Origin of the sequence: Hominisplanchenecus murintestinalis (genome assembly GCF_943193015.1) — a bacterium.
GTDB classification, from domain to species: Bacteria; Bacillota; Clostridia; order Lachnospirales; family Lachnospiraceae; genus Hominisplanchenecus_A; species Hominisplanchenecus_A murintestinalis.
The window spans coordinates 1-20,248 of the sequence record NZ_CALPCM010000017.1 but is presented as its reverse complement, the minus strand read 5'-3'; the positions used below and the strand labels follow the sequence as shown (position 1 = coordinate 20,248).

General features: G+C 47.9%; 19 protein-coding genes. 15 read left to right on the top strand and 4 right to left on the bottom strand.

Annotated features, from left to right (window positions below; translation table 11 throughout):
- Window positions 1–112: 112 nt before the first annotated feature.
- The 12 genes from NFR99_RS07940 to rpoD all read left to right on the top strand — a co-directional run bounded on the left by NFR99_RS07940 (window position 113) and on the right by rpoD (window position 13,855).
- Window positions 113–1,447 carry a bifunctional folylpolyglutamate synthase/dihydrofolate synthase gene (locus NFR99_RS07940; RefSeq protein ID WP_251353366.1) on the top strand — a complete coding sequence of 445 codons (1,335 nt, stop codon included), beginning with the start codon at window positions 113–115 and terminating at the stop codon, window positions 1,445–1,447.
- A gap of 51 nt (window positions 1,448–1,498) precedes the next feature.
- On the top strand, window positions 1,499–2,053 hold the full coding sequence (folE, locus tag NFR99_RS07935) for a GTP cyclohydrolase I FolE (protein ID WP_251353386.1): 555 nt from the start codon (window positions 1,499–1,501) through the stop codon (window positions 2,051–2,053).
- A gap of 3 nt (window positions 2,054–2,056) precedes the next feature.
- Window positions 2,057–2,539 (top strand): HD domain-containing protein, encoded by a 483-nt coding sequence (locus tag NFR99_RS07930; protein ID WP_120481128.1) that lies wholly within the window; start codon window positions 2,057–2,059, stop codon window positions 2,537–2,539.
- Window positions 2,540–2,556: 17 nt separating this feature from the next.
- Window positions 2,557–3,450, top strand: a complete 894-nt coding sequence (gene folP / locus NFR99_RS07925; RefSeq protein ID WP_251353365.1) for a dihydropteroate synthase — start codon at window positions 2,557–2,559, stop codon at window positions 3,448–3,450.
- Window positions 3,451–3,565: 115 nt separating this feature from the next.
- Window positions 3,566–4,381 carry a 2-amino-4-hydroxy-6-hydroxymethyldihydropteridine diphosphokinase gene (gene folK / locus NFR99_RS07920; protein WP_135975998.1) on the top strand — a complete coding sequence of 272 codons (816 nt, stop codon included), beginning with the start codon at window positions 3,566–3,568 and terminating at the stop codon, window positions 4,379–4,381.
- On the top strand, window positions 4,374–5,504 hold the full coding sequence (pheA, locus tag NFR99_RS07915) for a prephenate dehydratase (protein ID WP_251353364.1): 1,131 nt from the start codon (window positions 4,374–4,376) through the stop codon (window positions 5,502–5,504). Before folK ends, pheA begins: the two co-directional genes overlap by 8 nt.
- A 69-nt stretch (window positions 5,505–5,573) precedes the next feature.
- Entirely contained in the window at window positions 5,574–6,887 is a 1,314-nt protein-coding gene (locus NFR99_RS07910; protein WP_416388332.1) for an ATP-binding protein, read from the top strand.
- 85 nt (window positions 6,888–6,972) lie between these two features.
- On the top strand, window positions 6,973–8,493 hold the full coding sequence (locus NFR99_RS07905) for a Ppx/GppA phosphatase family protein (protein WP_120481123.1): 1,521 nt from the start codon (window positions 6,973–6,975) through the stop codon (window positions 8,491–8,493).
- A 14-nt stretch (window positions 8,494–8,507) separates the two neighbouring features.
- A complete protein-coding gene (locus NFR99_RS07900) occupies window positions 8,508–10,637 on the top strand; it encodes an RNA degradosome polyphosphate kinase (RefSeq protein ID WP_251353362.1) in 2,130 nt (709 codons plus the stop codon).
- Window positions 10,638–10,721: 84 nt separating this feature from the next.
- The gene (gene clpX, locus NFR99_RS07895; RefSeq protein ID WP_120481121.1) at window positions 10,722–12,152 is read left to right on the top strand and encodes an ATP-dependent Clp protease ATP-binding subunit ClpX; all 1,431 of its coding nucleotides are present in this window, start codon (window positions 10,722–10,724) and stop codon (window positions 12,150–12,152) included.
- A gap of 1 nt (window position 12,153) precedes the next feature.
- Window positions 12,154–12,609, top strand: a complete 456-nt coding sequence (locus NFR99_RS07890; protein ID WP_135976001.1) for a signal peptidase II — start codon at window positions 12,154–12,156, stop codon at window positions 12,607–12,609.
- Window positions 12,610–12,724: 115 nt separating this feature from the next.
- Window positions 12,725–13,855, top strand: a complete 1,131-nt coding sequence (gene rpoD / locus NFR99_RS07885) for an RNA polymerase sigma factor RpoD (protein ID WP_120481119.1) — start codon at window positions 12,725–12,727, stop codon at window positions 13,853–13,855.
- A 63-nt stretch (window positions 13,856–13,918) separates the two neighbouring features.
- Here the strand turns inward: rpoD and NFR99_RS07880 are convergent, their stop codons facing one another.
- From NFR99_RS07880 to NFR99_RS07865, 4 genes are read right to left on the bottom strand one after another with little or no spacing between them, the layout of a single operon-like run.
- Window positions 13,919–14,257: an EamA family transporter gene (locus NFR99_RS07880; RefSeq protein WP_120481118.1), complete on the bottom strand. Its 339-nt coding sequence runs from the start codon at window positions 14,255–14,257 to the stop codon at window positions 13,919–13,921.
- Window positions 14,250–14,600, bottom strand: a complete 351-nt coding sequence (locus NFR99_RS07875) for an EamA family transporter (protein WP_120481117.1) — start codon at window positions 14,598–14,600, stop codon at window positions 14,250–14,252. The genes NFR99_RS07880 and NFR99_RS07875 overlap by 8 nt, the downstream gene beginning before the upstream one ends.
- Window positions 14,588–15,796: an ATP-grasp domain-containing protein gene (locus NFR99_RS07870; protein WP_251353361.1), complete on the bottom strand. Its 1,209-nt coding sequence runs from the start codon at window positions 15,794–15,796 to the stop codon at window positions 14,588–14,590. The genes NFR99_RS07875 and NFR99_RS07870 overlap by 13 nt, the downstream gene beginning before the upstream one ends.
- Entirely contained in the window at window positions 15,789–16,739 is a 951-nt protein-coding gene (locus tag NFR99_RS07865; RefSeq protein WP_120481115.1) for a glycosyltransferase family 2 protein, read from the bottom strand. The genes NFR99_RS07870 and NFR99_RS07865 overlap by 8 nt, the downstream gene beginning before the upstream one ends.
- Before the next feature lie 198 nt (window positions 16,740–16,937).
- Between NFR99_RS07865 and NFR99_RS07860 the strand changes: the two genes are divergently transcribed.
- From NFR99_RS07860 to spoVAE, 3 genes are all read left to right on the top strand, one after another.
- Complete coding sequence (locus NFR99_RS07860; protein WP_251353360.1) at window positions 16,938–17,777, top strand: serine hydrolase; 840 nt, start codon at window positions 16,938–16,940, stop codon at window positions 17,775–17,777.
- Window positions 17,778–17,909: 132 nt separating this feature from the next.
- Window positions 17,910–18,920 carry a stage V sporulation protein AD gene (gene spoVAD / locus NFR99_RS07855; RefSeq protein WP_120481174.1) on the top strand — a complete coding sequence of 337 codons (1,011 nt, stop codon included), beginning with the start codon at window positions 17,910–17,912 and terminating at the stop codon, window positions 18,918–18,920.
- Window positions 18,921–18,930: 10 nt separating this feature from the next.
- Entirely contained in the window at window positions 18,931–19,287 is a 357-nt protein-coding gene (gene spoVAE, locus NFR99_RS07850) for a stage V sporulation protein AE (RefSeq protein ID WP_120481113.1), read from the top strand.
- Window positions 19,288–20,248 lie beyond the last annotated feature (961 nt).

Below are 20,248 nucleotides of genomic sequence, written 5' to 3'. Positions count from 1 at the left end.
CTGAACTGTTACGGAAAGAGCGATTAATCTTCGTCGGTATCTTGAAAAAAACAGTATTCTATACTATAATTTAACGATAAAGAGGACATGCTTATTTTTGGAGGCATACATCATGGATTACAGAGAGGCAAGAGTATATTTAGCAGATGCGGCTAAATACGGAAGTGTACTTGGTCTTGAGAATATGGGGGAGTTGCTGCGACGTTTGGGCAACCCCCAGGACGACTTGAAATTTATCCATATTTCAGGGACAAACGGAAAAGGTTCGGTATTGGCGTATCTGTCTACGGTACTGAAAGAGGCAGGGTATCGGGTAGGGCGTTATATTTCCCCCACATTGTTTTCTTATCGGGAGCGTATACAGGTAAATGAAGAGTACATAGAGAAAGAACCGCTGGCAAGGCTGACAGGAAGGATTGCCGAAGCGGCGGCAGGGATGGTGCAGGAAGGACGGGCGCATCCCACGGTATTTGAGATAGAGACGGCGCTTGGGTTTCTGTATTTCAGGGAAAAGGCGTGCGATATCGTGGTGCTGGAGACAGGACTCGGGGGGCTGGAGGACGCCACTAATGTGGTAAAGACGACGCTGTTGGAAGTGATTACCCCTATCAGCATGGATCATATAGGTATTTTGGGAGATACGCTCAGAGAAATCGCTGAAAAGAAAGCGGGAATCATAAAGCCGGATACGGTAGTCGTCACGGCAGAGCAGGAGCCGGAGGCGATGGAAGTCATCAGGCGCAGGGCAAAAGAGAAGGAATGCCGTCTGTTCATGGAAGAAAAGGCACGGCTTTCGGATATCCGATATGGATACGAAAAGCAGTATTTTTCTTATGGGGGATATGAAAACCTGGAAATTTCCTTAGGAGGGATGTACCAGGTGGAGAATGCGGCGCTTGCGGTGGAAGCCGTGAAGGCGTTGGATAGTGTAGGCTATCCTGTCACTGAGGGGCAGCTTCGGCAGGGGCTGCAGAAGACCCGGTGGAGAGGACGGTTTACTGTAGTGGGGCGGGAGCCGGTATTTATCATTGATGGCGCGCATAACCGTGATGCGGCAAGAATCCTCAGAAAATCATTGGAATTGTATTTTACAAATAAACGTTTATTCTATATAATGGGAGTATTCAGGGATAAGGAATATGAGGAAATCGTAAGGACTACCGTACCGCTGTCGGCACATGTGATTACGGTGGAAACACCTGGGAATGACAGAGCTCTTCCGGCAGGAGAACTTCTGAAGGCAGTGCGGAAATATCAGCCTTCGTCAGAGGCAGCGGAGAGTATTTTGGAAGCGGTAAAAAAAAGCCTGGAAATGGCCGGGCGGGAGGACGTTATCCTTGCCTTTGGCTCTCTTTCTTTTCTGGGAGAGACAGCCAGGGCATTGGAGGCTGTAAAAAGTGCAGGGAATATGCAGGATGCGGCATTAGAAGGAAAAGTCAGGAAGTAAATTTTCAAATGAACCAAGATGGCGCGGGAAATGCGTCAGAAAGAGGAAGCTATGATAGATCAGGAGAAAATAAAGAAAGGTGTCCGACTGATTCTTGAGGGAATCGGAGAGGACGCCGACAGAGAAGGTCTGGTAGAGACGCCGGATCGGATTGCGCGGATGTACATGGAACTGATGGGGGGGATGTATGAGGATGCGGGCGAGCATCTGAGCAAGCGTTTCCATGTGGATAAGAGCGATATTGTGCTGGAGAAGGATATTACCTTTTATTCTATGTGCGAGCACCATATGCTTCCATTTTACGGTAAGGCGCATGTGGCTTATATCCCGAATGGGACAGTGGTAGGATTGAGTAAGATTGCGCGGACGGTGGAGGTGTATGCAAAGAGGTTGCAGCTTCAGGAGCAGCTTACGGCACAAGTAGCAGACGCATTTATGGAGCATCTGAATCCAAAGGGCGTGATGGTAATGGTAGAGGCAGAGCATATGTGTATGACAATGCGGGGGATTAAGAAACCCGGGTCAAAGACTGTTACGTCGGCCACACGGGGAGTTTTTGAAGGGAATCCCGAATTGCAGAATACATTTTATCAAATGGTAAGGTAACCAATGGAGAGAGTGAACAGGATTTTAAAGAATCATACATATCAAGACTGCCTTCAGCAGATTTACAGGCTGGAGGCAGGGCGTATTTTTTGCGGCCATGACATGGCACATTTTCTGGATGTGGCACGTTTGGCCTATATTTTTAATCTGGAGGAAAACCTGCAGATAGAGAAAGAGCGGATCTATGCGGCCGCTCTTCTTCACGATGTAGGACGGCATATCCAGTATATGGAGGGAACGCCCCATCAGGAAGCCGGAGTTCCCATTGCGGCTCAAATATTGACGGACTGCGGGTTTTCTGAGGAGGAGCGGGCGGATATTCTGGAAGCAGTTGCCAGGCACCGGGACAGAACGGTAAAAAGCGAGCATAGCCTGGCAGGACTGCTCTACCGGGGGGACAAAGCGTCCAGGGGATGTTTTGGATGCCGGGCAGAGGCAGAATGTGACTGGAGCGATGAGAAAAAGAACTTATATTTGAGATATTGAAGCGCATGGAGGGCAGCATGAAGATAGGGAACAGAGAGTTTGATTTAAAAAACAGAACATATATTATGGGAATACTGAATGTGACGCCGGACTCTTTTTCGGACGGGGGAAGGTGGAATGATTTTGACGCCGCAAAACGGCATGTGGAAGAGATGATAAAGGACGGGGCGGATATTATTGATATCGGAGGGGAATCTACCAGGCCGGGGTATACGCTGCTGGCTGAAGAAGAGGAGATTTCCAGAGTAGTTCCGTATATCGAGATGGTGAAAAAGAATTTTGATATTCCGATTTCTGTAGATACTTATAAAGGCGGCGTGGCGAAAGCTGCTCTGGCAGCAGGGGCAGATTTGGTAAACGATATCTGGGGGCTGAAATGGGACGCCGCTCTGGCCGGGGTTATCGCAAAGAGCGGTAAACCCTGCTGTCTGATGCACAACCGGAAGGAGCCGGACTATAAGGAATTTATGCCGGATATGTTGGAAGATTTGCGGGAGACGCTGAACATAGCGGCAGCAGCGGGCATTGCAGATGATAAGATTATCCTGGACCCCGGCGTAGGATTCGGAAAAACTTATGAAAATAATCTGGAGGCGATTAACCGCTTGGAGGAGCTGCACAAACTGGGCTATCCCATCCTGCTGGGGACGTCCAGAAAGTCGGTAATTGGCCTGACCCTGGATCTGCCTGCATCTGAGAGAGTGGAAGGGACGCTGGTGACGACGGTGTTCGGTGTGCTGAAAGGTGCGGCATTCGTGCGCGTCCATGATGTGAAAGAGAATTTCCGGGTGATAAAAATGACCGAAGTATTGACGGGAAAAAGGGGTAACAGTTCAGCCTACGGCTTCACTATTACGGAATCCAGCCCATTTAAAGTTTGCTGTTCGCAAAGGACTGGATTCTCCGGCTGAATTTACGCGTTCTCACGGACTTTGCAGCAAGTGCAAAGTCCTGGGCTGAACTGTTACAAAAAGGGTTCTTGTATAGACGGGAACGGACGGACGCGAAGAAAGAGAGGATGCAGGAGTGGACAAGATTAAGATAAAAGATTTAGAACTGTACTGCCGCCACGGGGTTTTTCCGGAGGAAAATGTGCTGGGGCAGAAATTTCTGTTTTCTGCCATATTATCTGTGGATACGCGGGCGCCAGGGAAGGCGGATGATTTAGAAAAATCTGTGAATTATGGGGAACTATGTCATTTTATCCGGGAGTTTATGGAGGAACATACCTATAAACTTCTGGAGGCGGTTTTGGAACATCTGGCGGAAGCAATCCTGCAAAAATGGGAGAAGATAGAAGAAATTACGCTGGAAGTAAAGAAGCCGTGGGCTCCGATAGGGCTCCCCTTAGAGACGGTATCTGTGGAAATCACCCGCGGCTGGCACACGGCATATATCGCTCTTGGTTCGAATATGGGAGAGAAGGAAACGTATCTTCGGAATGCGGTGAAGGAACTGGATGAGAGCGCAGGATGCCGGGTGGAGAAAGTATCGGACTTTATCGCAACGGCGCCCTATGGTGTTACGGAGCAGGATGAGTTCCTGAATGGCGCGCTTAAACTGCGTACGCTGCTGACGCCGGAGGAACTGCTTGAGCTGCTCCATGAGATTGAAGCGAAAGCGGAGCGGGTGCGGACGCTGCGCTGGGGGCCGCGGACGCTGGATTTGGACATTCTTTTTTACGATAATCTGGTGCTGGATACGGAAGAACTGCATATTCCTCATATTGATATGCAGAACCGGGATTTTGTGCTGAAACCGATGGCGCAGATTGCCCCATATATGAGGCATCCGGTTTTAAATAAGACGATAAAACAGCTGGAAGGAGAATTACATGGTTGATTTAAAGGAATTGCGGGATGAGATAGATAGTATTGACAGGCAAATCGTAGAGCTTTTCGAAAAACGTATGGATATTTGCCAGAAAGTGGCGGAATATAAAATCCGGACCGGGAAGAAAGTATTTGACAGGACGAGGGAGCAGGCGAAAATCGATACGGTGAAAGGGCTGACCCGCAGTGAGTTCAACCGGCATGGGATAGAAGAGCTGTTCCAGCAGATTATGGCGATGAGCCGCAAGCTGCAGTACCAGCTTCTGGAGGAAAACGGCGTGGCAGGGCGGCTGCCTTTTATTGCAGTAGATGAGATTGAGCGCTCAAAGGTGCGGGTAGTGTTCCAGGGCGTGGAAGGCGCTTACAGCCAGGCCGCTATGAAACAATATTTTAATGAGGATATCACATCCTTCCATGTAGAGCAGTGGCGGGACGCTATGGAGGCGATTGCGGAAGGTTCCGCGGATTTTGCGGTTTTGCCGATCGAAAACTCAACGGCGGGAAGCGTCAACGATATGTATGATCTGTTGGTAGAATTTGAGAATTATATTGTCGGAGAGCAGATCATCCGGTGCGAGCATAAGCTTCTGGGGCTGCCGGGGGCGCAGCTTTCCGATATTCAAAGGGTTTACTCCCATCCTCAGGGGCTTTCCCAGTGCAAGCCGTTCCTGGAAGAGCACAGGGGATGGAAACAGATTCCGCTGGAAAATACTGCGGTAGCGGCAAAGCGGGTGGCAGAGGAAGGGGACAAGAGCCAGGCGGCTATTGCCAGCGCGTTTGCAGGGGAGCAGTTCGGCCTGCAGGTGCTGGCAGACAAGATTTATCTGAATGAGGCAAATTCCACCAGATTTATTATCATCACAAATCAGAGGATTTTCCGCAAGGATGCGGATAAAATCAGCATCTGCTTCGAGCAGCCCCACACGAGCGGAAGTCTTTACAATATGCTTTCGCACATTATTTATAATAACCTGAACATGACAAAGATAGAATCCCGTCCTATAGAGAAGCGGAACTGGGAATATCGGTTTTTCATTGATTTTGAAGGGAATCTCAATGACAGTGCGGTGAAGAATGCGCTTCGGGGTATTCGTGAAGAGGCAAAAAGCATGAAAATCCTGGGGAATTATTAGCGAGGGTGAAAGAATTTGAAATGTTACAATTATTTAAGAAAGACGAAGGATGATGTCGATATGAGAAAAATGACAAAAAGAGAGCAGCTTGTCCTGTACAGGTCTGTGGAAAAAGATAAGCTTTTAGCAAAGATGGAGAGCGTAATGCTCCAGTATGACGAGTACAATAAGGAGGATGACTGGATCTACTGGGAGACGAACACTGCCCTCGGGGATTACTGTTCCTGCATTTATGAGCTGATTGAGCGCACGGCCGGCTATGGATTCTATGGAAATCTGTGGCATGCTTACCTTACCCATTTGCTGGTGAATGATGAGAATGTATTCAGCAGGGCATGCGAAATCAGGGGCGCGGTGGAAGGAAGCGTGAATGGACTGGCTGAGCATGATTTTGAACTGTTTAAGCAATGGTATGACTATGATTTTGCGGCTCTGGAGGATGCGCTTGGACTTCAGCTTTATCCGGTGATTTCCAATTATCAGAATGCCAATGAAGAGAGCAGGGTATTCAACCACCGAATCCGCGACCGCATCTGTGAGCTGAGCCGGAAGCTGGGGGCGGCTTCAGATATCCGGGAGTTTAAGGGGTATATTGAGTCCTTTTATAAAGACTTTGGCGTAGGGAAACTGGGGCTGCATAAGGCATTCCGCATTGCCCATACAGAGGAAGGCGCCGAGATTGTGCCGATTACGAATATCACCCATGTCCATCTGGACGATTTGGTTGGGTACGAGATTGCAAAAGAAAAGCTGATTGCCAATACTGAGGCTTTTGTGCAGGGAAGGCGGGCGAATAACTGTCTGCTGTTCGGGGATGCCGGAACGGGAAAATCTTCCAGCATAAAAGGCATTTTGAATCAATATTATGAACAGGGACTCCGGATTATTGAGGTCTACAAGCATCAGTTCCGGGACTTAAATGATGTGATTTCCCAGATTAAGAACAGGAACTACCGCTTTATTATTTACATGGATGATTTGTCGTTTGAGGAATTTGAAACAGAATATAAATACCTGAAAGCAGTGATTGAGGGAGGATTGGAGAAAAAGCCGGAAAATATACTGATTTATGCCACGTCAAACAGGAGGCATCTGATTAAGGAGGAGTTTTCCGATAAAGAAGGAAGGCGTGATTTGCTCCACGCTTCTGATACGGTGCAGGAAAAGCTGTCCCTGGTTTCAAGGTTCGGCGTTCAGATTTTCTTCTGCGCGCCGGATAAAAAAGAGTACCAGAATATTGTTAAGGTATTAGCTGAAAGGCACGGAGTGTCTATGCCAGAAGAGGAACTTCTGCTGGAAGCGAACCGCTGGGAACTGAGCCACGGAGGACTTTCCGGCAGGTCGGCACAGCAGTTTATTGACTTTTTGCTGGGGCAGCGGTAGCCGTATATCTGTTAGGAGAAGAAAGCCGGATGGGGGCGGTATGCCTGGGAGATGGCGAAAAATAAAAAGGAAGAGGAGGGATTTCATGCAGTACAAGATATTTGCGGCGATTAACATTGGGTCGTATGAAGTAGAGATGAAAATTTTTGAGCTGTCGAAATCGAAAGGTATGCGGGAACTTGACAGTGTGCGGCAGATTCTGGAGCTGGGAAAGGAAGCCTATGCGGACGGGAAAATCAGCATGGAGAAAATAGAGAGCCTGTGCATCCTGCTCCAGTCCTTTAAGACGATTATGGAAGGATATAAGGCGGACGCTTATCGTGCGTGCGCTACGAGTGCGGTGAGGGAGACGAAAGGCCGGGTAATTATCCTGGATTATATTGAGAAAAAGACAGGGCTGAAAATCGAGGTGCTCAGCAACTCGGAACAGCGCTTCCTGGACTACAAATCCATCGCTTCCAGTGAAAATGAGTTTAACAAGATTATCCAGAAAGGTACGGCGATTATTGACGTGGGAGGCGGGAGCGTTCAGTTTTCCCTGTTTGATAAAGACAGGCTGATCAGTACCCAGAATATCCGTATCGGTAACCTGCGGCTGCGGGAGCGGGTTGAATCATTCGGAAGGAATATCACGCACATGGAGCGGGTGATTGATGAGCTGGTAAACAGTGACCTGGCGAGCTTTAAGAAAATGTACTTAAAGGAGCGGGAAATTAAGAACTTGATTGTGGTGGGGGACAACCTGCGTGATGTGGCAAAGGAACCGTCTATGACAAGGGAAGCATTTATGGAGCTGTATACACTCGTCACAGAGTATTCGCTTGACGAGGCGGCAGAACGGCTGGATGTTCCGGTAGAGAGTGTGCACATGCTGATTCCGTCCCTGGTTATTCATAAATGGATTATTGAAGAATGCGGCGTGGAAACGGTGTGGCTGCCGGGATTTCATCTGAGCGACGGTATCGCATATGAGTATGCGGCGCAGAATAAGATTATTAAGACAGGACATGACTTTGAAGGGGACATTATCGCTGCAGCGAGAAATATGGCAAAACGTTATATGTGCAACAAAAACCATATCCGTATGCTGGAGGAAGTTTCCCTGGAGATTTTTGATAAAATGAAGAAACTTCACGGGCTGGACGCCAGGAAGCGCCTGTTGCTGCAGATTGCGGCAATTCTTCATGGATGTGGGAAATATATCAGCCTTGCGAATGTGGCAGAGTGTTCTTACAGTATCATTATGGCGACGGAAATTATCGGGCTGTCCCACTCAGAGCGGGAAATCATCGCGAATATCGTGCGGTACAACACGCTGGAATTTGAAGATTTTGAGCAGATGTGCGGCGAGGGGGGCATCACAAAGGAAGAGTATTTGACAATTGCCAAGCTGACGGCTATCCTGCGGGTGGCAAATACGCTGGATCGGAGCCATCGGCAGAAGCTTAAAAATATCAGGATTGTGCTGGGGGAGGAAGAACTGGTTATCCGGGTCGAGACCCCGGAGGATATTTCCCTGGAGCAAGGGCTGTTTCCTGAGAAGGCAGACTTTTTCCGGGAAGTGTTCAGTATACGTCCGGTGATTAAGAAGAAAAAAACAGGATAAGGAGGCAGGGGATTATGTTAGAGAAGGCAGATTTTTTGAAATCTGAGCATTACAGGAACAGGGAACTGAGCTGGCTGAGTTTTAATGAACGCGTACTGAATGAGGCCAGGGATAAATCAATCCCACTTTTTGAGAGGCTGAAATTTTTAAGTATCACTGCCTCTAATCTGGATGAATTTTTCATGATCCGTGTAGCTTCCCTGAAGGACATGGTTCATGCGAAATATACAAAAAAAGATATTGCAGGTTTGACTGCATCGGAGCAGCTGGATGTTATATTGACAGCTACTCATGAACTGGTAAACCTGCAGTATTCCACATATAACCGTTCGCTGATCCCGGCGCTGAAACAGCAGGGAATGAAAGTAGTTACAGAGCATGAGAAACTGTCAAAGGAGCAAAAAGCTTTTGTGGACAGGTATTTTGAGGAAGATATCTATCCGGTTCTGACGCCCATGGCGGTGGATTCTTCCCGGCCGTTTCCGCTTATCCGAAATAAATCGCTGAACATCGGAGCGCTGATTTCAGAAAAAGGCGAAGGAGGCGAATATGATTTTGCCACGGTACAGGTGCCGGGCGGGCTGCCGCGTATCATAGAGCTGCCCCGGGGCAAGGAGGGAGAGCGCCGTGCAATCCTTCTGGAAGAAATTATTGAGAGAAATATCGGGAAGCTTTTCCTGAATTATGATGTGATCTGCGCCCACCCGTACCGTATCATGAGGAATGCAGATTTAACGATTGATGAAGATGAAGCGGCTGACTTGCTGAAAGAGATCCAGAAGCAGTTGAGGAAACGCCAGTGGGGCGAGGTGATCCGTCTGGAAGTAGAAGAGGGAATGGATGTACGCCTTTTAAAAATATTGAAGAAGGAATTTGCCATCAAAGACCCGGATATTTTCTATATCAACGGACCGTTGGATTTGACATTTCTGATGAAAATGTACGGAATGGAGGGATTTGACAAATACAAAACACCGCAGTATCAGCCGCAGCCGGTGCCTGCGATGATGACGGATGATGACATTTTTACCCAAATCCGTACAGGAGATATCTTGCTGCACCATCCGTATATGACTTTTGACCCGGTAGTGAACTTTGTGAAACAGTCGGCGAAAGATCCTGATGTGCTGGCAATTAAGCAGACGCTTTACCGCGTCAGCGGGAATTCTCCGATTATTAAAGCTCTGGCACAAGCGGCTGAAAATGGAAAGCAGGTATCGGTGCTTGTGGAACTGAAAGCAAGATTTGACGAAGAAAATAATATTATCTGGGCAAAAATGCTGGAGAAAGCGGGCTGTCATGTGATTTACGGGCTGAAAGGGCTGAAAACACACAGCAAGATTACGCTGGTTGTCAGGAGGGAAGAGGATGGTATACGCCGTTATGTTCACCTGGGAACGGGAAACTACAATGATTCTACAGCGAAGCTTTATACAGACTGTGGGCTGCTGACATGTGCAGAGCCGATTGGGGAAGACGCTACGGCGGTATTTAACATGTTGTCGGGATATTCGGAGCCTAAGAGCTGGAATAAGCTGATTGTGGCGCCCATCTGGCTGCGGAAGCGTTTTCAGAAACTGATTGAGAGGGAAACCCAGAATGCCAGGGAGGGAAAAGAGGCGCATATCATTGCGAAGATGAATTCCCTGTGCGATAAGGAGATTATTGCGGCGCTTTATGAAGCGGGGGCGGCAGGGGTAAAGATTGAGTTGATTATACGCGGTATTTGTTGTTTAAAGACAGGAATTCCCGGAATCAGTGAAAATATTTCCGTGCGTTCCATTGTGGGGAATTTCCTGGAACATGCCCGTATATTTTATTTCCTGAACGACGGCCAGGAAGAGATTTACATGGGAAGTGCGGACTGGATGCCGAGAAATCTGGACAAGCGCGTGGAAATCCTTTTTCCGGTAGAGTGCGAAAAACTGAAAAAAGAGGCGCGCCACATTTTGGATGTACAGCTGGCGGATAATGTGAAAGCTTCCGTGCTCCAGCCGGACGGCAGGTATGAGAAAATTGATAAGCGGGGAAAAGCGCTGGTATCTGCGCAGGATTTCTTCTGCGAGGAGGCAGTGGAGCGGGCGAAAAAGCCCGAACCGCACGAGGCAGAGCGGATATTTATTCCGGCAGAACCAATAGAATAGGACTTCTGGGATATAGTAAGATGAAGTGAGAGAATATCCTGTATTTATGAGCATAGCCCGTAAGAGGGGAAAAGGAGTAGCGACATGTCGGATGATAAGAAAATAGATGATGAAATTATAGAAGAAGTGGCAGATATGGAAGAGGAGGGAGAGCAGGATGAGTTCGAGGACGTCTGTTTTATGTGCCGCCGTCCGGAGAGCAGAGCCGGGGGAATGATACGCATTGCAGAAAACATTCATATTTGTGCGGAATGCATGCAGAAAGCTTTTGATTCTATGGGAGGAGGCCAGTCGCCGTATGCAAATATTGACTGGTCAAAGATTCCCAATATGCCGAATATTGGCATGATAAATTTAGGGGATTTGGCAAATCAGGTTCCCAAAAAGCAGAAGGTTAAGAAGAAAAAGAAGAAGGAAGAAGAGGAGCCGAAGAAAGTTCTGGATATCAAAGCGATTCCGGCGCCTCACAGGATTAAAGAAAGCCTGGATGACTATGTCATCGGGCAGGAACACGCGAAAAAAGTGATTTCTGTTGCAGTGTACAATCATTATAAAAGAGTTGCGACGGATACGGTGGACAGTATTGAGATTGAGAAGTCGAATATGCTGATGATAGGACCTACCGGAAGCGGGAAAACCTATCTGGTAAAGACGCTGGCGCGGCTTTTGGATGTGCCACTGGCGATCGCAGATGCTACGTCTCTGACGGAGGCCGGGTATATTGGCGATGATATTGAGAGCGTAGTGTCCAAATTGCTGGCTGCCGCGGGGAATGACGTGGAGAAAGCAGAGCAGGGAATTATTTTTATTGATGAAATTGATAAGCTTGCAAAGAAAAGAAATGCGAACCAAAGGGATGTGAGCGGCGAGTCGGTGCAGCAGGGAATGCTGAAGCTTTTGGAGGGAAGTGAAGTGGAAGTGCCTGTAGGGGCAGCCAGCAAGAATGCTATGGTACCTATGGCTACTGTGGATACAAAAAATATATTGTTTATCTGCGGCGGAGCATTTCCCGGATTGGAAGATATTATAAAAGAAAGGCTGAACAAACAGGCGTCCGTAGGATTCAAGGCGGATTTGAAAGATAAATATGACGATGACCCTGCGCTTTTGGAAAAGGTATCTGTAGAGGATATTCGGAAGTTCGGAATGATTCCGGAGTTTATCGGGAGGCTGCCAGTTATTTTTACACTGCAGGAGTTGACAGAGGAGATGCTGGTGAAGATTCTCAGGGAGCCGAGGAATGCCATTTTGAAGCAGTACCAGAAGCTGCTGGAGCTGGACGAGGTGAAATTGAGCTTTGAAGATGGCGCGTTAAAAGAAATTGCCAGGAAAGCACGGGAGAAGGATACCGGCGCCAGGGCATTACGGGCGATTATCGAAGAGTTTATGCTGGACATTATGTATGAGATTCCAAAGGATGACAATATAGGGAGCGTCACGATTACAAAAGAGTATATAGAGGGAAAAGGCGCACCGCGGATTCAAATGCGGGGAGTACCGGCATTGGAGGGATAAGATGATTTACCTTTTCATCATGGGCGGGATTTTTGCAGCGGATTGCTTTTTAAAATGGTGGATAGAGAAGAAACCGGATGATTACGGACAGGAAATCTGGGGTGGGCGCATTCTGCTCCAGAAATCCCATAACCGGGGAGCTATGTTGAACTTTATGGAAGGAAAACGGCAATTTGTGGCTGGGATTTCCGTCGGAATTACGATTGGGACAGCTGTTGTATTTGCCGCGCTGCTGAGGAGAAAAGGGGAATATGTATACAAGGCCGCCTTGGCATTTGTTCTTGGTGGAGCGTTAAGTAATGTATTCGACAGGATAAAGCGTCATTACGTGGTGGATTATTTCAGTTTTTGTGCGAAATATGAAAGATTGCGTAGAATCGTGTTTAATCTTGGGGACATTTTCATTTTCCTGGGGGCGTTTCTTGTATTTTCCAGACGTATTTTGAAAAATCTCTGAATACATAAGTTGACAGCTCTTGTCAAAAATGGTAAGCTGAACTGTAACATATCGGAGAACCGTGAAATTCCGAGAGTGTGGAAGCAGAAAGCGAAGGTTTGATAGGAGAAAGTTTATGGATCAGATGCAGGAAGAACAATTTACTAAAACACTGCTGGCCTTAATGGACAAGGCGAAACAGAAGAAAAATATACTGGAGTATAGTGAGATTAACGACGCCTTTGCCGGGATGGAACTGGACGAGGAGAAGATGGATCTCATTCTGGAGTTTCTGGAAAAGCACAATATAGATATCATGCAAAATGGCGTGAAGGAAAATGGCGGGGAAGACTTGCTCATTGATAATGATGATGACGTCCTTCTCGTAGAGGAAGAAGAAGTAGAGCTGATTGATGATGTTGATGTGCTGGAGGGGGTCAGTACCGAAGACCCTGTGCGTATGTATTTAAAAGAAATAGGAAATGTGCCGCTGCTTACCACAGAACAGGAAGTAGATTTGGCAAAGCGCGTGGAAGAAGGCAGCGAAGAGGCAAAGAAAGCCTTGACAGAAGCAAATCTGCGCCTTGTAGTCAGTATTGCGAAAAAATATGTAGGCCGTGGTATGCCGTTCCTGGATTTGATTCAGGAGGGGAACATGGGGCTGATGAAAGCGGTTGATAAATTCGACTATACAAAAGGCTATAAATTCAGCACCTATGCGACCTGGTGGATTCGCCAGGCGATTACAAGGGGAATCGCGGACACAGGGAGAACCATCCGTGTCCCGGTACATATGGTGGAAACGATTAATAAGACCCTGCGTATGACGAGAACGCTTTTACAGGAACTTGGCAGAGAACCGACCCCGGAAGAAGTGGCAGCGAGATTAAATGTTCCGGTATCGCGTGTGCGTGAAGTGCTGAAGATTTCCCGGGATCCGGTATCTCTGGATACCCCGATTGGTGAGGAAGATGACAGCCATCTTGGAGATTTCATCGAGGATGATTCTGCGCTTTCACCGGCAGATTCTGCAGCGTTTTCCATGTTAAAGGAAGAGCTGGGCAACGCTCTGGAGTCTCTTACTGACAGGGAGCGCCAGGTGGTACGGCTGCGTTTTGGACTGCAGGATGGGCGTGCGCGTACACTGGAAGAAGTGGGGAAAGAGTTTAACGTGACAAGGGAGCGTATCCGTCAGATAGAGGCGAAAGCCCTGAGAAAACTGAGGCATCCTTCGAGGAGTAAACGGCTGAAGGATTTTCTGGTATAGAAAAGTCCCGCGGAGAACATGGTTTTCTGCGGGGCTTTTTACGCACGTATTCTGTGTTTGGGATTACAGGGAGTATATTAAGATTCCTGCAATGATAATAAGGTTTCCTGCAAGTTTTCCCTTCGTGATTTTCTCACCCAACAGGAAACGGGAGAGAAGCAGTACGAACACGTAAGTGAAAGTGTCGATGATGGAGCCGTATTTGTACGGTACCTGGGTGTAGGCATAAGTGTTCAGAAGCAGCACTCCAAAAAAGATGAAATAGGCTGTGATAACACGCCAGTTCAGATATTCGTAAATTCCACTTTTATGTTCTATGTTTGCGCTTTGTTTTAGTAAAATCTGTGAAGATGCGGAAAAGAAGGTTCCTACAAACATCAATAGCATAAATATTCTACTCATTTTTCTGTACCACCAATACTCCGATTAAAACTATAAGCATTCCAAAAAGATTATTCCAGGACAAGGATTCTTTGAAAATCAGCACGGCCCAGAGCTGCGCCCAGATTAGATATACGCTGCGGTGGGCGTATGCTGTGGAAAGCTCGAATTTCTTTATGATTTTTTGCCAGGCAAGGGCGTAAACTCCACAGTTTGCTATCATCAGAAACAGGAAAAGATAAAACATCCGCCCGGAAAGACCATATTTGCCGTACTGTATGGAGGCAAGTTTGGAGAAGATGCCTGTCAGTGAAAATAGCAGGATATTCAGATGAAGCTGCATGTAATTTTTCATTCGTTCCATAAGGTTTCGAGGTCAACTCCGTTCACTTTTATTGTCTGCCGTACGTGGGACATCATTTCGTCAAGTGCCTGTTCATCTGCCGTTTCTAAGATGACATGCCCGATGCGGCTTGTTCCATTCTGTACCTTTTCCACATGCGTCCCCACGGGATAATCAAGGGAGAGCGCGATGCAGCGGCGGCGAAGCTCGTCAAGCCGGGATTCATCAATATCTGTCAAGACTCCGTCGCAGCGGGAAAACAGCAGTTTTGCCATGCAGGGACGCGGACGTTTCATGGTGAAATCAGGCGGTTCGCCAAGAGCCTGGCAAATCATCTGCTTGTAATAGTCAAAACCGCAGTAAGTGGAAATTAATTCCGGGATGCAGGTTGCGCCGGCTCTTGCGCCAACCTCCAGAATATAGGCATGTCCGTCCCGTATCAGGACATCGGCATTTACCGCGCAGTTATCCATGCCGACGGCGGTAATGGCATGTTCCATCTGGAGCAGGATTTCGCATTCCAGTTCAGGGGTGCAGAAGTAAGGGAAGCAGTGCCCTTCAGGAAGCGTGACGCCGCCCGCAGTGTGGGTAAATTTCCCATGAGGAAGTAAAAAACGGATTTTTCCGTCTGAGATAAAACCGTCTACGCCAATTTCTTCTGCTTCTATGAAATGCTCTACCAGCACATAATCTTTTTTTGTAACATTTTTGGCTGCCTGCCAGGCTGCAGGAAGCTCTTTTTCGGAATTTACCCGGGTAATTCCCCGGCTTCCGGAGCTGTCTACTGCTTTTACGACGACAGGTGAAGAAAGCTTTTGGAAAATATCCCGGGCTTCTTCCAGGGAAGCAGCCGGAAAAGCTTCCGGAGTAGAAACCCCGCTGTCCAGAAAAGTACGTTTCATCAGAGATTTGTCCGTAACTGTCCGGGCGCAGGTTAAAGAAACGCCTGGGAGTCCCAGTTCTTCGCAGATGGTTCCCAAAGAGATAATTGCCACGTCGGTGCCGGAAGTACATACACCTGAAATATGCGCTTCTCTGGACAGTGCGGTGAGTTGCTGCGCATCTGTTGTATCTACCGCCCACACTTCATCTGCCAGGGCAAGTCCCGGGTAATTTCCGGCATAGCTGGCGGCAATTGTGTATAGCCCTAATTCTTTTGCTTTTTTTATCAGGGGAGCCTGGTAGACGCCGGCGCCCAGAACCAACAGCTTACGCATCGGTGTCCTCCTTGCCTTTATCAGTGATATTTACAGTTTCCCGTATGATATATTGGGGAGTATTGTTTATACAAAGCATAATTTTTCCCAGGTATTCGCCGATGATTCCCAGCACCAGCAGGACAAAGCCGAAGAACAAGAGCATGGCGCACATAATCGAAGCCCATCCCATCTGGGAACTGGGAGCGATGAGCTGGCGGATTAAGATTGCTACGAACCCTATGAAGCCCCCGAATGCAAAAAGAGAGCCAAGCAGAGAAGAAATCCTGAGCGGAATTACAGAGAAATTCCAGTATGCCATCCAGAGCCGTACCAGTTTGCGGAATGTATAATTGGAAGAACCTTGTTCCCGTTGGTGATGCTCAATCGTTACATCGGCAATATTGCTGGTGACCCGGTAGAAAATAGCGTCTATGTAAGGATTGTAGTTGGTATACTTGACAACTTCATCCCGCACCAGACGTGTGATTACCCAGTAATTGCTGGATACGATGTTCTTGGGGCGTCCCAGCAGGATACGGGAGGTCACTTTGTTGAACTTGCTGGAAAGATTTTTCAGGAAGGGATTTTTGCGTTTGGCATAATTGCCATAAACAAGGTCATACCCCTCCTGAATTTTGTCCAGCAGCTTGTACATCTGGGAAGGGTGCGTCTGGAGATCGTCATCCATTCCCACAATAAAATCACCGTCTGTATAGTTCAGCGCTGCCATCAGCGCATTGTGCTGTCCGAAATTCCGCGCCAGGTTGATGCCCCGGACGCAGGGATACTGTTCGGAAAGCTCTTTAATTTTTATGAAAGTGCCGTCTTTGGAGTAATCATTCACCAGAATAAATTCATAAGTGTACTGCGGCATTTTTTGAAATTCTGCTATGGTCAGTTCTACCACTTTGCGGATGGAATCCTGAGAATTATAGCAGGGGATAACAACAGATACTAACATGATAAGCTCCTCGTATTCAATAATGAAAAAAGTATAGCATAATTTTTCGGGAGGGACAACTGTTAAAAAGATTGAGATATCATATAGAAAATGTTATAATTTACATGATACCAGGGTTCAAAGGTCATGCGTTTCATGCTTGAATGAAAAAGCATGGCTTTGGAACCTATATCATACCAGGAAAGGGGCGTGAAGATAATGAAATGGAAAGTAAAAACGTTGATTTTTGTGCTGCTGGCGATTTTGGCTCTCCAGGCGCCGATGACTTCCCAGGCGGCGAAAAAAGTCAGAAAATCAAGTGCCACGGTTAAAATGGAGAGACTTGAGAAGAAAGTGTCGAAGTACATAAAGAGCAGCTGCCCGATTTCAGCAAATGGGCAGAAGGCTTCTACGGCATGGTCAGTGTATGTGAAGGATTTAAAAACGAAGAAGAGCTTCACTATCAATAAGAAATCCTTTTTCTCTGCCAGTACGATTAAGCTGTATGCTATGGCGGCGGCATATGATAAGGCAAAAAAGGGAAAACTTGCGATGAACTCATCTATAGAATCCCTGATTAACAGTATGATTACAGTTAGCAGCAACGACGCGTTTAATACCTTGTTTTATAAATATCTGGGAAAAGGGACGGTTAATAAATTCTGCAAGGCGAACGGATATAAAAAGACACAGCAATACAGACCTTGCGGCGTGGGGGACGAAAGCGGGCCAAAAGGAAATAAAACCAGCGCGGCAGACTGCGGGATGCTTTTGGAAAAGATATACCGCGGGAAAATGGTTTCCAGAGCTGCTTCGCAGAAAATGCTGAATTACCTGAAAAGGCAGACAATACGGACGAAAATTCCCCGAGGTGTTCCATACGGGATCCAGGTAGCAAATAAGACAGGGGAAGATGGGACGATCCAAAATGACGTGGCAATCGTATATGGAAAAAAGACAACATATATCATATGTGTATTTAGCAACACCAACAATCCGGGCAGGGCTTACAACTGTATAACAGAGATTTCACGTATGGTTTATAATGCTTTGAATTAGCACATTTTATAAAAGATTTGAATAGTTACCAGCCGGAAACGGCAGATACCTCACAATTTCCTGTGAGGTATTTTTTTGAAAAAAACGGAAATACTACACAAAAAGTATCACAATGAGAAAGGTGCGGAGAAAATGAGCCAGATGACAGGACAGCAAAGCATACAGTTTGAACGCGCGCCGCATATCATCAGTGCGGCTTCGGTGGTAGGGAAGAAAGAAGGGGAAGGGCCCCTGGGACACAAGTTTGATTTGATATGTGAGGACGCTATGTTCGGGGAGGATTCGTGGGAAAAGGCAGAGAGTACACTACAGAAAGAAGCGCTGCAGACAGCTCTGGGAAAAGTGAAACTTTTGCCTTCGGAAATACGGTATCTGTTCGGAGGGGATTTGCTGGGGCAGCTTATCGCCACTTCTTTTGGAGTAATGGATACAAACATTCCCATGTTCGGGCTTTACGGGGCGTGTTCTACCTGCGGGGAATCCCTGGCGCTTGGGGCTATGGCGGTAAATGCCGGATATGCAGACCATGTGGCGGCAGTTACCTCCAGCCATTTTGCCAGTGCGGAGAAACAGTTTCGTTTTCCTCTGGATTATGGAAATCAGCGTCCCCTGGCGGCAACGTGGACAGTCACAGGGAGCGGGGCGTTCGTTCTGGCAGTAAAAGGCGGACATGCCAGAATCACCGGGGTCACTCCGGGAAAAGTTGTAGACTATGGAGTAAAAGATTCTATGAACATGGGGGCATGTATGGCTCCGGCAGCTTGTGACACGATTTACCAGAATCTGATGGATTTCAATCGCCAGCCGGACGCTTATGACAAAATCATCACAGGCGATCTGGGGTATGTGGGACAGCGGATACTCATAGATTTGCTGAAAGAAAAGGGATTTGATATCAGCGGCGTCCATATGGACTGCGGCATCGAAATCTTTGACCGGGAAACCCAGGATACCCATGCCGGAGGGAGCGGCTGCGGATGTTCCGCAGTAACGCTGGCATCCATGATATTACCCAAAATAGAAAAAGGAAGCTGGAAACGGGTGCTTTTTGTCCCTACAGGCGCATTGCTGTCTACGGTCAGCTTTAACGAGGGGCAGAGCGTACCGGGAATCGCTCATGGCGTAGTGATAGAACATTGCTAGGAGGAAAAAGATGGATTATATTTATGCGTTTCTTGTAGGAGGTGCAATCTGTGCGCTTGTGCAGGTTTTAATGGAAAAGACAAAGCTGATGCCGGGGAGAATTATGGTGATCCTCGTGTGCGGCGGAGCGGTTCTTGGCGCGCTGGGACTGTATGAACCCTTCAAAGAGTTCGCCGGGGCCGGAGCCAGCGTGCCGCTGCTTGGATTTGGGAATGTGCTCTGGCAGGGTGTAAAAGAAGCCATTGATAAAGACGGTTTCATGGGAATCTATATGGGAGGATTTACTGCAAGCGCAGTAGGGATATCCGCGGCGCTGGTGTTTAGTTATCTGGCGAGCCTTGTGTTCCAGCCCAAGATGAAAGGGTAGATGCGGGGCACAGATTGCGGTTTGTCGGGGAGTTTACTGCTCACCCCAGACAGTTACAGAACCGATAGTGTTCTGTGTTTACGCCGGAAGTCTGCGGAACCGAAAGTTCCCATGTTTACGCCGTACGCCGGGAAGCCTGCCGCATATCCCACACGGACGGAGACAACGTTGCGGCAAACTAGCCGCTAACTCCGACTAATACGCTCAGGAGAGCCTTCGCGTATAAGTCTCCGTAAGCGTCGGATTTCGCCTCCACTAAAAACGTCTCCTGAGTGTCCGCTTAGAGATATGCGGCAGGCTTCCCGGCTGGACGGTGGCTGGCGTTGTGAGAACTGTACGGCTGTGAGAACTGTTCTGGCTATGGCGAAACTACGGACGGCTGGCGTTACGGGACTGTACAGCTACACGGACTGTTCCGGTTGTGGTAAAACTGCTGGCGACTTTCAGTGCACGGAACGCGCGCGCTGAAAACCCCGTTAGCGTTCCCGGTGTGTGCAGCAAATGTCGTAAAACATGGTTACACTGTTTCGCTCTACGCACCAGGCATATGCGGCTTGCGCGAACCGTCTGCTACGGTTAATGATACTGACTGGTGAAGCAGCATTTGCATACAATAACGTGATGGTACACAGAGCCATGACGTCTTGCACAGCCGCCAGTTCATGAAGCCGCTCATGCAAAACCACCATGCGTCTGGCCGACACATTACGCGGTTAAGCGCATACGAAGTCCCGTTTACCACGGCATGTATCAGAAAAGTCCACGCAGCCACACGCGGTACGTAGCGTCAGCCGTCACACAGCCGGGGCGCCTGCCATATATCCCTAAGCGGACATTTGGGGGACGCCCTTAGCAGAGGTGAGATCCACGATTTACGGAAACTTATGCGCGAAGGCTCTCCTGAGCGTATTTAGTTGTAGTTTGCGCGAGTGACGAGCCGAACGGGCAGGCTTGCATGCCC